Annotated in this window: 12 protein-coding genes; all 12 read right to left on the bottom strand. The window is 61.5% G+C overall.

Translation table 11 applies throughout. From position 1 onward, the window contains the following. Positions 1–44: 44 nt before the first annotated feature. Positions 45–752 carry a DUF502 domain-containing protein gene (locus AB8B31_RS09795; protein ID WP_131703143.1) on the bottom strand — a complete coding sequence of 236 codons (708 nt, stop codon included), beginning with the start codon at positions 750–752 and terminating at the stop codon, positions 45–47. Between the two features lie 135 nt (positions 753–887). Continuing rightward, positions 888–2,714, bottom strand: coding sequence for a glutamine--fructose-6-phosphate transaminase (isomerizing) (gene glmS, locus AB8B31_RS09790; protein ID WP_131703142.1), 1,827 nt, complete (start codon positions 2,712–2,714; stop codon positions 888–890). 109 nt (positions 2,715–2,823) lie between these two features. Further along, positions 2,824–4,185, bottom strand: a complete 1,362-nt coding sequence (gene glmU / locus AB8B31_RS09785) for a bifunctional UDP-N-acetylglucosamine diphosphorylase/glucosamine-1-phosphate N-acetyltransferase GlmU (RefSeq protein ID WP_047621808.1) — start codon at positions 4,183–4,185, stop codon at positions 2,824–2,826. 164 nt (positions 4,186–4,349) lie between these two features. Beyond that, positions 4,350–5,135, bottom strand: coding sequence for a FadR/GntR family transcriptional regulator (locus AB8B31_RS09780; protein WP_018241996.1), 786 nt, complete (start codon positions 5,133–5,135; stop codon positions 4,350–4,352). A gap of 16 nt (positions 5,136–5,151) precedes the next feature. Next, complete coding sequence (yjfF, locus tag AB8B31_RS09775; protein WP_027684733.1) at positions 5,152–6,120, bottom strand: galactofuranose ABC transporter, permease protein YjfF; 969 nt, start codon at positions 6,118–6,120, stop codon at positions 5,152–5,154. After that, entirely contained in the window at positions 6,117–7,130 is a 1,014-nt protein-coding gene (locus tag AB8B31_RS09770) for an ABC transporter permease (protein ID WP_018445371.1), read from the bottom strand. Before AB8B31_RS09770 ends, yjfF begins: the two co-directional genes overlap by 4 nt. After that, on the bottom strand, positions 7,127–8,650 hold the full coding sequence (ytfR, locus tag AB8B31_RS09765) for a galactofuranose ABC transporter, ATP-binding protein YtfR (protein WP_131703141.1): 1,524 nt from the start codon (positions 8,648–8,650) through the stop codon (positions 7,127–7,129). Before ytfR ends, AB8B31_RS09770 begins: the two co-directional genes overlap by 4 nt. A gap of 229 nt (positions 8,651–8,879) precedes the next feature. After that, on the bottom strand, positions 8,880–9,842 hold the full coding sequence (gene ytfQ / locus AB8B31_RS09760; RefSeq protein ID WP_003559333.1) for a galactofuranose ABC transporter, galactofuranose-binding protein YtfQ: 963 nt from the start codon (positions 9,840–9,842) through the stop codon (positions 8,880–8,882). Positions 9,843–9,986: 144 nt separating this feature from the next. Then, a complete protein-coding gene (locus tag AB8B31_RS09755) occupies positions 9,987–11,063 on the bottom strand; it encodes a BMP family ABC transporter substrate-binding protein (RefSeq protein WP_027684737.1) in 1,077 nt (358 codons plus the stop codon). Positions 11,064–11,113: 50 nt separating this feature from the next. Then, entirely contained in the window at positions 11,114–12,034 is a 921-nt protein-coding gene (locus tag AB8B31_RS09750; protein ID WP_065277168.1) for an ABC transporter permease, read from the bottom strand. Beyond that, complete coding sequence (locus AB8B31_RS09745; protein WP_131703140.1) at positions 12,031–13,116, bottom strand: ABC transporter permease; 1,086 nt, start codon at positions 13,114–13,116, stop codon at positions 12,031–12,033. The genes AB8B31_RS09750 and AB8B31_RS09745 overlap by 4 nt, the downstream gene beginning before the upstream one ends. Further along, entirely contained in the window at positions 13,106–14,674 is a 1,569-nt protein-coding gene (locus AB8B31_RS09740) for an ABC transporter ATP-binding protein (protein ID WP_131703139.1), read from the bottom strand. Before AB8B31_RS09740 ends, AB8B31_RS09745 begins: the two co-directional genes overlap by 11 nt. Positions 14,675–14,708 lie beyond the last annotated feature (34 nt).

Here is a 14,708-nt window from a genome sequence, read left to right as displayed (position 1 = left end):
ATGTCGTTACCCCAAAACCGCTGAACACTTTTGGGCGACATGCATCAATCCGCTTTGGATACCGCCACCGGCTTCGGCCGCGGCAAATGCTTCTGCTTCGGATCGGCCGGCTTGTGTTCGGGCGCCACAAGCCCGCCTGAAATCAGGAACTTGGCGGCGTCTTCCGGCGACATGTCGAGCATGACGATCTTCTCGCGCGGCACGAAGATGAGGAAGCCGGCTGTTGGCACCGGCGTCGGCGGCAGGAAGACGGCGACCATATCCTGGCCCATGGCATTGAACTTCGAAGCGATTTCGCCCTTGGCGTCGGTGGCGATGAAGATCAGTGCCCAGAGGCCGGGACCCGGATATTCGATCAGGCCGACCTTCTTGAAGGAGTTCGCCTGTTCCTTCAGCACGGTTTCGAAAATCTGCTTCACGCTTCTGTAGACCGTGCGCACCAGCGGCATGCGCTGAACGATCGATTCGCCGAACCGGACGATGCTCTGGCCGATGAGGTTCTTGCCGAGGAAGCCGACGACGGTGATCAGGATAACGGCGGTCAGCAGACCGAAACCGGGAATGGCGAAATTCAAATAGCTTTCCGGATTCCAGCGCGCCGGAATATAGGGCCGGACCCAGCTGTCCGACCAATGGATGAAGGTCCAGGTCAGCCAGATGGTGATCGCGATCGGCGCGCAGATGATCAGCCCTGCGAGAAAATTATTCCTCAGCCGGGTCGCGACCGGCATTCTGGGGGTGTTGTCGGTCATCGTTTCCTGATGATCTCCATCTCAGTCGTGGACGGGCCGGTACGCCGGCCCTTCCCCCTTGTCCGTAGACCAAAATTGCCAGAATTCGGGGCCTGGCACAATATGTTTCGGCGCGACGGTCCCGGCCTTACAGGCTTATTCCACGGTCACGGATTTCGCCAGGTTGCGCGGCTGGTCGACATCCGTGCCCATGAAGACGGCAGTGTGATAGGCGAGCAGCTGGATCGGCAGCGAGAAGATCATCGGCGCGATAATTTCGTCGACCACAGGCAGGGTGATCGTCGCCATGGTCGGCAGTTTCGAGGCGGCCGCGCCGGCCTCGTCGGTGATGAAGATGATGCGGCCGCCGCGGGCTGCGACCTCCTGCATGTTCGAGACGGTCTTTTCGAAGAAACGGTCGTAAGGGGCGATGACGATGACAGGCATGTTCTCGTCGATCAGCGCGATCGGTCCGTGCTTCAATTCGCCAGCGGCATAACCCTCGGCATGGATATAGGAGATTTCCTTGAGCTTCAGCGCGCCTTCCATGGCGAGCGGGAAGCTGGTGCCGCGGCCGAGATAGAGGACGTCCTTGCACTTCGACAGCTCGCGCGACAGGCTTTCCATCTGCGGCTGGATAAGGTTCAGCACCCGGCTCATGATGCGCGGCATTTCGGCGAGATGGCGCACCAGCGCCCTCTCCTCGTCGGCACTCACCGTGCCGCGCGCCTTGCCGGCGCCGATTGCCAGCGCTGCCAGCACGGCAAGCTGGCAGGTGAAGGCCTTGGTCGAGGCGACGCCGATTTCGGGGCCGGCCATGATCGGGAAGACGGCGTCGGATTCGCGCGCGATCGTCGATTCGCGGACATTGACGACGGCGCCGATTTTCAACCCGTTATCGCGGCAATAGCGCAGCGATGCCAGCGTATCGGCGGTCTCGCCGGACTGCGAGATGAAGAGTGCTGCCTGCGACGGCGACAGCGGCATTTCGCGATAGCGAAACTCGGAGGCAACGTCGATCTCAACAGGCAGGCGGGCATAACGCTCGAACCAGTATTTGCCGACGAGGCCTGCGAGATAGGCGGTGCCGCAGGCCGAGATCGCAAGTCCGGTTGACGCCTTGAAGTCGATCGCGGCGGCATTGGCGCCGATCGTGTTCTCGGCGAAATCGACATAGTGGCTGAGCGCATGGGAGATCACCTCCGGCTGCTCGTAGATTTCCTTTTCCATGAAATGGCGGTGGTTGCCCTTGTCGACGACATAGGCGGTCGCTTGCGAGATCTGGCGGGCGCGCTTGACCGGCTTGCCGGCGAAATCGAGGACTGCGACACCGTCCCGGGTGAGAACGGCGAAATCGCCGTCGACGAGATAGGTGATCTCGTTGGTGAAGGGCGAGAGCGCAATCGCGTCCGAGCCGAGGAACATCTCGCCGCGGCCGTAGCCGACGGCAAGCGGCGGTCCGGAACGGGCAGCCATGATCGTGCCGGGATGGGCCTTAAGCATAACAGCCAGCGCATAAGCGCCGGTCACCCGGTTCAGCATCTTCAGCATGGCGTCGCGCGGCTCGAGGCCCTCGCGCAGGTATTTCGCCAACAGATGGGCGACCACCTCAGTGTCGGTCTGGGTTTGGAAGACCGAACCCTCCTCGGTCAATTCGTCGCGAAGCTCGGAGAAATTCTCGATGATGCCGTTATGGACGACAGCGACGCCTTCAACGAAATGCGGATGGGCATTGGTCTCGTTGGGAACGCCGTGGGTCGCCCAGCGCGTGTGGGCGATGCCGACGGTGCCGGGCAGCGGTTCGCTGTCGAGGCGCTTTTCCAGATTGAACAGCTTGCCCTCGGCGCGGCGGCGATCCATCACGCCGTCATGAATGGTGGCGACACCGGCGGAATCGTAACCACGATATTCGAGACGCTTCAGCGCATCGACCAGGCGCCCGGCAACAGGCGCAGTTCCGACGATCCCCACAATGCCGCACATATAGTATCCCCATGAAGGCTTCGATGACGAGGCCAGTCCTAACGATTCCTGCTTATTTCTCAATCACCTCGGCGGTCACTTTGAATTTCCGCCGGTTACGCAAGGCCGGTCAGGCTTTCGCCTTCTTCGCCGCCTTGATGGCGAGCGCGCGTTCGCGCAGCAGCGTCGCGCGGCCGGGTTTGATCTCCTGCCGGGCGCGGCCGAGCGCCAGCGCGTCGGCCGGCACATCGACGGTGATGACGCTGCCGGAGCCGATATAGGCGCCGTCGCCGATCGTCACCGGCGCGACCAGCGAGGAGTTGGAACCGATGAAGGCGTTTTCGCCGATCACCGTCTCGCTCTTGTTGACGCCGTCATAGTTGCAGGTGATCGTGCCGGCGCCAATATTGCTGCCGGCGCCGATGACGGCATCGCCGATGTAAGTCAGGTGGTTGACCTTGGCGCCCTCGCCCAGCCGGCCGTTCTTGACCTCGCAGAAATTGCCGACCTTCGCGCCGTTGGCGAGATCGGCACCCGGCCGCAGCCGGGCGAAGGGCCCTACGGTCGCACCCTGGCTGACATGGGCGCCTTCGATATGCGAGAAAGCATGAATGACGGCGCCGCTGTCTATCACCGCGCCGGGACCGAAGACGACGTTCGGCTCGATCAGCGCATCCTGGCCGATGACGGTATCATAGGACAGAAAAACCGTTTCCGGCGCGATCATGGTGACGCCGGCCAGCATCATCTCGTGGCGGCGGCGCTCCTGCCAGAAACGCTCGATGACGGCGAGTTCGGCACGGGTGTTGCAGCCGGTCATCTCGATCTCGGGAGCGTCGACCGCGGTGACGCGTCCGCCGAGCGAACGAGCGATCTCGACGAGATCGGTCAGATAGAATTCACCCTTGGCATTGGCATTGCCGATGCGCGTGAGAAGATCGAGCGCCTTTCTGCCGTTGATCGCCATCAGCCCGCTGTTGCACCAGGTGACGGTGCGCTCGGCATCGGTCGCATCTTTCTCCTCGCGGATGGCGATGAGTTCGCCGTCCTTGACAAGCAGGCGGCCGTAGCCGGTCGGGCGGTCGGTGTGGAAGCCGATGACGACGACATCGCTGCCATCGGCAAGGCCCTGGCGGGCGGCTTTGAGCGGCCCGTCGGTCTGGAGCGGCACGTCGCCATAGGTGACGAGGATATCGTCGTAACCCTTGGCGATCGCTTCGCGCGCCGCCAGCACCGCGTGACCGGTGCCGAGGCGTTCCTTCTGTAGATAGGATTCGATGCTGACGCCGGCGACGCTTGCCGCCTTTGCCACGTCCTCGGCGTCACGGCCGACGACAAGGGCGACGGACGAGATGCCGGCGGAGGCGACCGCCTCGACCACATGGGCGATCATCGGCCGTCCGGCGACCGGATGCAGCACCTTCGATTTCGAGGATTTCATCCGCGTGCTGTCACCGGCGGCAAGGATGACGGCAAGACAAGTGCGTTCCATGATTTGCTCCGCGAATCCGCGCCATGAGGCGGCTTTATCGCCTCATACTGCAAAATTCCCTAAATCGGAATCGATTTAAGGATAAATTATGCAGCCATTCAAAGTGCTGCAGCGTCCTTTGCGGCTCTCGAAAAGACGCGCGGCGCTATAGATAAGCAAAGCCTTCACAAAGGTGAAATTGCGGCCGAAATCGGCCCTGTGACGGCGTCGGAACCGCGGGCCACGAAGGCTTCGTGCACATGAACGCGGCCATCCAAGATGACGTCCTCCATCGCGCGGCGCGCGGCGGCGTTATCGCCGGAAACGATCGCATCGACGATGCGCATATGGGTGTCGGCGATATTGGCGAAGCCGTTTTCGGTTGGCGGCGTGCTTATGCGGAACATGCCGACGAGAGCCGCTTCGATGAGGCTGCCGAGCGTCCGCATGAAGGGATTGTGCGAGGCTTCGGCGATCGCCAGGTGAAAACGAAGGTCGGCGAGTGCGAGGCTGTCGGCCGTATGACCGGCCGCGGCCATCTCGAGCGCCAGCCCACGCAGCATCTCGATATCCTCGGCATTCGCCCGCTCGGCGACGAGACCAGCGGCGAAGGGTTCGAAGGCGAGTCGAATATCGTAGAGCTGCAGCAGAAACTCTTCGGTCACACCATTATCGAAGTGCCAGGCAATGATCTCGCTGTCGAACATGTTCCAGAGGTTCTTCTCGGTCACACGCGTGCCGACCCGCGCCTTAGCGACGACCATGCCCTTGGCGGCAAGCGTCTTCATCGTCTCACGCAAGACGGTGCGGGACACTTTGAAACGCTGCGCCAGTTCCGTGTCACCTGGCAGGATCGAGCCAACGGGATAGGTGCCGGCGACGATCGCCTTGCCGAGTTCGTCGACGACCTGGGCGTGGCTCGTCCGGGTTCTGCGCCCCGTCTTGCGTGTCTCGTCCAATTTGTAGCGCAAGCGATCCGTCTCCCCCTCAGGCGTACCTCTTGTTCAGACTGGATACGAACAGGATGGCTTTCTGCATCAGAATGAATGCAAATAGCAGAAGGCCAATCAGGATCTTGGTCCACCAGCTCGACAGCGTACCGTCGAAGGTGATGTAGGTCTGAATGAGCCCCTGGATCAGGATACCGATCAAGGTTCCCGCCACGAATCCCGCTCCTCCGGTCAGCAGCGTCCCTCCAATGACCACCGCCGCGATGGCATCGAGTTCGACGCCGACTGCTGCAAGAGAATATCCGGCAGAGGTGTACAGCGAAAAAACGATCCCGGATAGGCCTGCAAGAAAGCCCGACAGCGCATAGATCTGGATTGTCGTGCGTCCGACCGGCACGCCCATCAGCCGCGCCGTCTGCGTGCCGCCGCCGAGTGCATAGACGTTGGTGCCGAAGCGGGTGCGCTGGGCGATGAAGATGCCGACCGCAAAGACCAGAAGCATGATGCCGCCGATCAGCGTCAGCCGCCCGCCGCCGGGCAGACGGTAATAGAGGCTCGTCAGCGTCGAATAATATTCGTGATCGATCGGAATGCTGTCGATCGAGAGCACGAAGGCCATGCCGCGTGCCAGGAACATGCCGGCAAGCGTGACGATGAAGGCCGGCATTTCGAGATAGTGGATGATCGCGCCCATGATGGCGCCGAAGGCGGTGGTGATGACGAGCACGATCGCAAAGGCGAGCAGCGGATGGATCGCGGTTTTCTGCAGGATCACCGCGAGGAACACGCCCGTAAAGGCGATGACCGAGCCGATCGACAGATCGATGCCGCCCGAAATGATGACGAAGGTCATGCCGACGGCGGCGATGCCGAGAAAGGCGTTGTCGGTCAAAAGATTGCCGATGACGCGCGTCGACAGAATGTTCGGATATTGCAGCGCGCATCCGGCATAGGCGAGCACGAAGATGACGATGGTCGCAAGCAGCGGCAGGTATTTTGAGTTCATTTCGGCTGCTCCCTACCGCCCTGCCGGCGGCTGGCGAAGATGGCGAGCGATTGCACCGCCGGCGACTGGATGACGAGGATGACGATAATGATGACGGCCTTGATGATCAGGTTGAATTCAGGCGGGAAGCCGGCGGATAGGATGCCGGTATTCACCGCCTGGATGATCATCGCGCCGATCAGCGATCCGAGAATGCTGAAGCGGCCGCCGAGCAGCGAATTGCCGCCGACGACGACGGCGAGGATCGCGTCGAGTTCCAGCCATAGGCCAGCATTGTTGGCATCGGCGCCCTTGATGTCGGCTGCAACGATGATGCCCGCAATCGAGGCGCAGATCCCGCTCAGCATATAGACCGCCATCAGCAGCACCGGCGTTTGAATGCCGGAGAGCGTGCTGGCGCGGCGATTGATGCCGACGGCCTCAATCAGCATGCCGAGCGCCGTGCGGCGGACGAGCAGGATGACGAGCAGGCCGACGAGAAGCCAGATGACGACAGGCATCGGCAGGAGCAGCAGCGAACCGCTGCCGAAGAATGTCAGCCCGTCATCGTTGAAGGTCAGGATGGCGCCTTCGGTGATCAGCTGGGCGATGCCGCGGCCGGCCACCATCAGCACCAGCGTGGCGATGATCGGCTGGATATTGAGGACTGCCACCAGGAACCCGTTCCAGACGCCGCAGGCAAGCCCAATCGCAAGTGTCAGGATAATGGTGTAAGAAACTGAATTTCCTGAAACAACCGACGATGCGGCGACGGCGCCGCAGATCGCGATGACCGCACCGACGGACAGGTCGATGCCCTTGGTGGCAATGACCAGCGTCATGCCGATCGCCAGCAGCGCCACCGGCGCGCCGCGATTCAGCACATCGATGAGGCTGCCATAGAGCCGGCCATTCTGAACAACAACATTAAAAAACTGCGGTGACGTTATGAAATTCAACAAAAGAATGACAACGAGCGCAATCAATTGCGGCGCCAGGCGATATGCCAGCGCTTTCAGGGAGGACCTCATGCATCCTCCATCTTGTGCTCGGCGGCGGCGATCGCTTCGACGATGCCGGCAGCGGTGATACGCTCGCCTGTCAGTTCAGCGATATGCTGTCTGTCGCGAAGTACAATGACACGTGAACTATAGGCGACAAGCTCTTCAAGTTCCGAGGAAATCACGATCAGCGACATGCCGCCGGCACAGAGCTCTTCGATGAGCCGGATGATCTCGGCATGGGCGCCGACATCGATGCCGCGGGTCGGCTCGTCGAGGATCAGAAACTTGGGATTGGTCGCCAGCCAGCGGGCGAGGATCGCCTTCTGCTGATTGCCGCCGGAGAGCAGCCGGATCGGCTTCTCGCGATCGGTGGTGCGGATATCAAGCGCCTTGATGTAGCGGTCGGCAAGCGTGTTCTGCTCGGCGCGCGAGAGAGGCCGCGTCCAGCCGCGGCGAGCCTGCAGCGCAAGTGCGATGTTCTCCCTGATCGACAGGTCGCCGATGATGCCATCGGTCTTGCGGTCCTCGGGGCAGAAGCCGAAACCCTTTGCGATCGCGGCGCGCGGGCTCGAAAGCGTGACCGGCTGGCCGTCGATCAAGGCGCTGCCGCTGTCGGCATGCTCGATGCCGAAAAGCAGTTCGGCGGTTTCGGTGCGGCCGGAGCCGAGCAGTCCCGCAACGCCGACCACCTCTCCGGCGCGCACCTCAAGGTCGAATGGTTTGACCTTGCCGCGTTTGCCGTAGCCTGCAAAATGATATCGGACGTCGCCGGCCGCAAGGCTACGTTCCCTCACCGTCTCCTCGACATGCGCCAGTTCGCGACCGAGCATCATGGCGATCAGGCCCTGGCGCGGCAGATCGGCGACGTCGCGGGTGCCGACGAGCTTGCCGTTGCGCAGCACGGTGATACGGTCGCTGATCGCATAGACCTGCTCGAGAAAATGGGTGATGAAGACGATGCCCAGGCCGCGCTTCTTGAGGTCTTCGATGATGCGGAAGAGCAGCGCCACCTCCTGATTGTCGAGACTTGCCGTGGGCTCATCGAGGATCAGCACCTTGCCTGAAAGATCAACGGCACGGGCGATGGCAACCACCTGCTGGACGGCGACGGAGAAACGGCCAAGTTCGGCGGTGACGTCGATATCGACGCCATAGCCGGCGAGCAGATCGCGTGCCTTGCGGTTCATCGAACGCACGTCGGTCATGCCGAACCGCCTTGGCTGGCGTCCGAGAAAGAGGTTTTCGGCGACGCTCAGATTGGAAAGGAGATTGACCTCCTGATAGACCGTGCCGATACCGAGCTTCTGGGCGGCGAGCGTATTGGCCGGATTGATTTCCTGGCCGTCCAGCGTCAGGCTGCCCTCGTCGCGATGATAGGCGCCGGTGATGCACTTGATCAGCGTCGACTTGCCGGCACCGTTTTCGCCCAGCAATGCGTGCACCTCGCCTCTGCGGAGCGTGAAATCGACCTTATCCAGCGCCACTGCGCCGGGAAAGAATTTCGATATTCCGGAGGCCGCGAGAACGTTCTCGAAATCGTGAATCATAAGGGTCTGTTTTCCTGATATTGACGGCAAAAGCCGCGCCGCGGCCGGACATGACGTCCCAAGGCGGCAAAGGCAGTTCCGCACCGGTCCATGACGGGCCGGTGCGGTTCTACAGCGCCGCCTGGTCTTTCGAGACGCATAAGGACGCTGTAGCGCTTTGAATTGCTGCATGATTTTATCCCGAAATCGAGTTCCGATTTAAGGAATTATGCAGCGGTGTCACATCAGATCAGTAGCCCTGACCCTTCTTCTCTTCGTAGACCTTCATCGGTTCGTCGGCAGGCGTGTAGAGCTTCGACTCGGTCTGGATCCACTTGGCCGGAGCCTTCTTGTCCTTCAGGTAGGCTTCGAGCGCATCGAAGGCCGGACCTGCCATGTTCGGCGTCAGCTCGACCGTGGCATTGGCCTCGCCTTCGGACATCGCCTTGAAGATATCGGGCACGGCGTCGATGGAGACGACGAGGATATCCTTGCCGGGCTTCAGGCCAGCTTCCTTGATCGCCTGGATGGCGCCGACGGCCATGTCGTCGTTATGGGCGTAGAGAGCGCAGATATCCTTGCCGCCATTCTCGGCCTTCAGGAAGCTTTCCATGACTTCCTTGCCCTTGGTGCGGGTGAAGTCACCGGTCTGGCTGCGAACGATCTTGAGGTTGTCGTGGCCGGCAAGCGCCTCTTCGAAGCCCTTCTTGCGGGCGATGGCCGGCGACGAGCCGGTGGTGCCCTGAAGTTCAACGACATTGCACTTCTTGTCGCCGACGGTCTTGACCAAGAAGTCGCCTGCGACCTTGCCTTCATGGACCAGATCTGAAGTCACCGCCGTCAGGTAGAGATCGTCGGGAGCCTTGATGGTACGGTCGAGAAGGATGACCGGAATCTTGGCTTCCTTGGCTTCCTTGAGAACGTCGTCCCAGCCGGTTTCGACGACCGGAGCAATGAGAATGGCATCGACGCCCTGAGCAATGAAGGAGCGCAAAGCCTTGATCTGGTTTTCCTGCTTCTGCTGCGCATCGGCAAACTTCAGATCGATGCCGCGCTTCTTGGCCTGCTCCTTGGTCACAGTCGTTTCAGCCGCACGCCAGCCCGATTCCGAGCCGATCTGCGAGAAGCCGACAGTGAGGCCGGCGGCCGAAGCCGAACCGAACATGCAGGCAGCCAGAATCGTGGCACTCAAAAGTGCAGTCTTCAATTTCATGATTTCCTCCCAATGCCGCATCTCGCGGCGCAGGGTCAAAAAATCATATAGTATTACTTTTGTAAATCGGAATCTTGGGATGCGTTGCAGCAAAAAAAGAGCGCCCACAGGGGGCGCCCTTCGCAACTGCGAATTGGAGATGGCTTACTGCGCCGGCAGCTTGTCGTCGACGCCTTCGATGTAGAAGTTCATGCCGAGCAAAGTGCCGTCATCGGCCTTTTCACCGGCCTTCAGCCAGGGCGTGCCGTCCTGCTTGTTGATCGGGCCGGTAAAGGGATGCAGCTCGCCTGATTTGATCTTGGCTTCGGTTTCCGAGGCGAGTTTCTTCACGTCGTCGGGCATGTTGGTATAAGGCGCCATCGTCAAGATGCCGTCCTTCAGGCCGTCCCAGCTCTGCTCGGACTTCCAGGTGCCGTCGAGAAGCGCCTTGACGCGCTTGGAGTAGTAATTGCCCCAGGTGTCGATGATCGCAGTCAGCTGGACATTCGGGCCGGCCTTGATCATGTCGGAAGCTTGGCCGAATGCCTTGACGCCGCGTTGTTCGGCGACCTGCATCGGAGCCGTGGTGTCGGTGTGCTGGGCGAGGATATCGACGCCCTGGTCGATCAGCGCCTTGGCGGCGTCAGCTTCCTTGCCCGGATCGAACCAGGTATTGACCCAGATGACCTTCATCTTGAAGTTCGGGTTGACCGACTTGGCACCGGCTTCGAAGGCATTGATGCCCATCACCACCTCAGGGATCGGGAAGGTGGCGATATAGCCTGCCGTACCGGTTTTCGAGAGCTTGCCGGCGATGATGCCGCTGATATAGCGACCTTCATAGAAGCGCGAATTGTAAGTCGCGACGTTGTCGGCGGCCTTGAAACCGGTCGCATGCTCGAACTTCACCTTCGGGAACTTCTTGGCGACGGCAACGGTGGCGTCCATGTAGCCGAAAGACGTGGTGAAGATCAGCGAGCAGCCGGAGCGGGCCATGCGCTCAATGGCGCGTTCAGCATCCGGGCCTTCCGGGACGCTTTCGAGGTAGGGCGTCTCGATCTTGTCGCCGAATTCCTTCTCGACCTGGAGGCGGCCGTTCTCATGGGCCTGCGTCCAGCCGCCGTCGGTGCGGGTGCCGACATAGACGAAGCAGACCTTGGTCTTGTCGGCGGCCTCGGCGGCCGAGCCGATGCTCAGGACGAGGGCAGCGGTTGCTGCGAGAGCAAGTGCTAGTTTTTTCATTTTGATCCCTGTTGGTTGGAAGTTTCGAAACCCGTCTTTTTTGTTGTTGCTCACCGGTCGGGCACAAAGGCCTTGCCGAGCGATGCCGGCGTATTGATCAACGTCGTGCGTCGATTATGCGAGATGATGATGAGGACCACAACCGTCGCCGCGTAGGGCAGCATCGATAGGAACTGCGAGGGAATGCCGATACCGAAGGCTTGCGCATGCAACTGAAGGATCGTCACCGCGCCGAAGAGATAACCACCGGCCAGCAGACGCCACGGCCGCCAGGAGGCGAAGACCACCAGCGCAAGTGCGATCCAGCCGCGCCCGCCCGACATGTTCTCGGTCCATTGCGGCGTATAGATCAGCGATAGCTGCGCGCCGGCAAGGCCCGAGCAGGCGCCGCCGAACATCACGGCGAGGTAGCGCATGCGGATGACGTTGATGCCGAGCGCATGTGCGGAGGCGTGATTATCGCCGATGGCGCGGATCTTCAGGCCGGTACGGCTCCTGAACAGGAACCAGTTGACGGCGATGACGAGCAGGATCGACAGATAGAAGATCAGATCCTGCTTGAAGAGGACCGTTCCGATATAGGGAATGGCTGAAAGCACCGGGATTTCGATCGGCAGCAGCCGGATGCCGGGGGCGCCGACGAAGGCTTCGCCGAGCATGCCGGAAGCGCCGAGGCCGAGGATCGTCAGCGCAAGGCCTGTTGCCACCTGATTGGCGACGAGCGTCAACGTCAGGAAGGCGAAGAGCAAGGAAAACAGCGCACCGCTGACGATGCCCCCGACAATGCCGATATAGGCCGAACCGGTGAGCTGTGCCGCAGCAAAGGCGCCGACCGCACCCATGATCATCATGCCTTCGACACCGAGATTGAGAACGCCGGAGCGCTCGGTCACCAGTTCACCGAGTGCTGCGATGACGAGCGGTGTCGAGGCGGTGATGACCGTCAGCAGAATGGCTTCGAAGATGCTCATGCCGCCCTGCCCCTTAGCCGCGACCAGACAATGCGGATTTTGTAATAGATCAGCGTATCACAGGAGAGCACGAAGAAGAGCAGCAGACCCTGGAAGACGCGGGTGACCTTGTCGGAAACGCCGAGCGAAAGCTGTGCTGCCTCGCCGCCGAGATAGGTCAACGCCAGCACCAGGCCGGATGCGATGATGCCGAGCGGATTGAGGCGGCCGAGGAAGGCGACGATGATGGCGGTGAAGCCGTAGCCCGGCGAGATCGCCGGCTGCAAATGGCCGATCGAGCCGGAAACCTCGGCTATGCCGGCAAGCCCGGCAAGCGCGCCCGAAAAGAGAAAGCTGAACCAGATCATCTTCTTGGAGGAGAAGCCGGCAAAGCGCCCTGCCCGCTCCGATTGGCCGAGCACGACGATCTCAAAGCCTTTCAGCGTATAGCGCAACATGAACCAGACGCCGATTGCGGCGACAATGGCGAAGATGAAGGCCCAATGGGCCCGGCCCGATTCCTCCCAGATCGCCGGCAGCACCGCTTCCGGTGCGAAATCGCGCGAGACTGGAAAGTTGAAGCCCTTCGGATCGCGCCAGGCGCCGCGGATCAGCCAGTCAAGGAAGAGCTGGGCGATATAGACCAGCATTAGTGACGTCAGGATCTCGTTGGTATTGAAATGCGCCTTCAGCAGCGCCGGAATGGCGGCGAAAAGCGCACCGCCGAGCGCACCAAGGATCAGCATCAGCGGCAGCACGAGCGGCGAATGCCAGTCGTAGACGACGATCGGCAGATAGGAGCCGGTGATGGCGCCGATGGTGAACTGGCCTTCGGCGCCGATATTCCAGTTGTTCGAGCGATAACAGACGGCCAGCCCGACGGCGATCAGGATCAGGGGCGCGGCCTTGATCGCCAGTTCGTGCAGCGACCAGACCTCGAGCAGCGGCTCGATGAAGAAGGCGTCGAGTGCCTCGACCGGGTCCTTGCCGAGCATGGCGAACATGATGGCGCCGAACACCAGCGTCAGCACAAGGGCAAGCAGCGGCGAGGCGAAGGCAAAGAGCTTCGAGACGTCGGCCCGTTTTTCAAGTTCAATGCGCATGGGGCGCCTCCGGGGCGGAGCTGCTCTCGTGCAGTCCGCCCATCAGCAGTCCGATCCTTTCCCGCGTCAGTTCGCCTGCCGGAAACGGGCGGGAAAGACGGCCTTCGCAGATGACGGCAATATCGGTCGCCACTTCGAAGATCTCATCGAGATCCTGACTGATGACGACGACGGCCGAACCAGCTCTTGCGAGATCGACGAGCGCTTGGCGAATGCGGCTTGCAGCCCCGGCATCGACGCCCCAGGTCGGCTGGTTGACGACGAGTACTGCGGGCTGGCGGTCGAGCTCGCGGCCGACGATGAACTTCTGCAGATTCCCGCCGGACAGGGAGCCGGCGGCCGGGTCATCGCCGCTCTTGCGGACATCCATGGCCTCGGAAATGCGCCTTGCGGCAGATTTCACTGCCGCCTGGCGGATGATGCCGAGCAGGCCCAGGAACGCCTTGCGGTCCGACTGGCTGCGGGCAAGGACGAGATTGTCGGACAGTTTCATGGCGGAGACGGCGGCATGGCCATGGCGCTCCTCCGGCACGAAGCCGGCGCCGAGAAGACGGCGGGCGGTAATGCCCTGATTGCCCACGTGCTTTTTGCGGATGACGATCGCCTCGGCCGAAGCAACCGGATATTCGCCGGACAGAGCGTCGAAGAGTTCACTCTGCCCATTGCCCGCCACACCGGCGATGGCGAGGATCTCGCCCGAGCGCACCGCCATCGACACATCGCGCAGCGGCATGGCGAAGGGGGTGCGGGCTGCGACGGAAAGGTTGGCGACGGCAAGCTGCACCTCGCCCTTGTCGCTGCGCTCCGGATGCGTCACGGTCGCCACCTCGCTGCCGACCATCATGCGGGCGAGCGAGGCTGGCGTTTCATGCTTGGGATCGCAGGCGCCGGTCACACGGCCATGGCGCAGCACAGTGGCGCGATCGCAGATGCGCTGCACTTCCTCCAGACGGTGGCTGATATAAAGAACCGAACGCCCCTCGGCGCGCAGCTTGAACAGCGTCTCGAACAGCTTGTCGGCTTCCTGCGGCGTCAGCACCGAGGTCGGCTCGTCGAGGATAATGAGTTTCGGGTTCTGCAGCAGTGCGCGGACGATCTCGATGCGCTGGCGTTCGCCGACCGAGAGATCGGCGACATGGGCATGCGGATCGAGCGGCAGGCCATAGGCGACCGACAGCGCCCTCGCCTCCTCGGCGATTTTGTCGATCGGGATAGCGTCATCGAGCGACAGCGCGATGTTTTCGGCCACCGTCAGCGCCTCGAACAGCGAGAAATGCTGGAAGACCATGCCGATGCCGAGCTTGCGGGCCTCCCCCGGCGAGGCGATCGCAACCGGCTGGCCCTGCCAGAGGATATGCCCGCCCGTCGGCTCGAGAACGCCGAACAGCATCTTCACCAGGGTGGATTTGCCTGCACCGTTTTCGCCGAGAAGCGCATGAATTTCGCCCGGCGCTATATCGAGATCGATTTCATTGCAGGCTGCAAAGCTTCCGAAGAACTTCGTCAGCTTCTGAACCGATAATAACGCACCGGAATCCGGCACATTCAATGGCGACACGTTCCCCTCATTTCTTCTGCCAACCGGTCCGTTC

It is taken from the genome of Rhizobium sp. 62_C5_N11_2 (genome assembly GCF_051811185.1).
GTDB classification, from domain to species: domain Bacteria; phylum Pseudomonadota; class Alphaproteobacteria; order Rhizobiales; family Rhizobiaceae; genus Rhizobium; species Rhizobium leguminosarum.
This window is presented reverse-complemented; position numbering and strand designations above follow the sequence as displayed.

Coding starts and splice junctions, on each gene's coding strand:
- AB8B31_RS09795 (WP_131703143.1), bottom strand. CDS start 752: ATGACCGACAACACCCCCAGAATGCCGGTCGCGACCCGGCTGAGGAAT.
- yjfF (WP_027684733.1), bottom strand. CDS start 6,120: ATGAACTCAAAATACCTGCCGCTGCTTGCGACCATCGTCATCTTCGTG.
- AB8B31_RS09750 (WP_065277168.1), bottom strand. CDS start 12,034: ATGAGCATCTTCGAAGCCATTCTGCTGACGGTCATCACCGCCTCGACA.
- AB8B31_RS09770 (WP_018445371.1), bottom strand. CDS start 7,130: ATGAGGTCCTCCCTGAAAGCGCTGGCATATCGCCTGGCGCCGCAATTG.
- AB8B31_RS09755 (WP_027684737.1), bottom strand. CDS start 11,063: ATGAAAAAACTAGCACTTGCTCTCGCAGCAACCGCTGCCCTCGTCCTG.
- glmU (WP_047621808.1), bottom strand. CDS start 4,185: ATGGAACGCACTTGTCTTGCCGTCATCCTTGCCGCCGGTGACAGCACG.
- glmS (WP_131703142.1), bottom strand. CDS start 2,714: ATGTGCGGCATTGTGGGGATCGTCGGAACTGCGCCTGTTGCCGGGCGC.
- AB8B31_RS09745 (WP_131703140.1), bottom strand. CDS start 13,116: ATGCGCATTGAACTTGAAAAACGGGCCGACGTCTCGAAGCTCTTTGCC.
- ytfQ (WP_003559333.1), bottom strand. CDS start 9,842: ATGAAATTGAAGACTGCACTTTTGAGTGCCACGATTCTGGCTGCCTGC.
- ytfR (WP_131703141.1), bottom strand. CDS start 8,650: ATGATTCACGATTTCGAGAACGTTCTCGCGGCCTCCGGAATATCGAAA.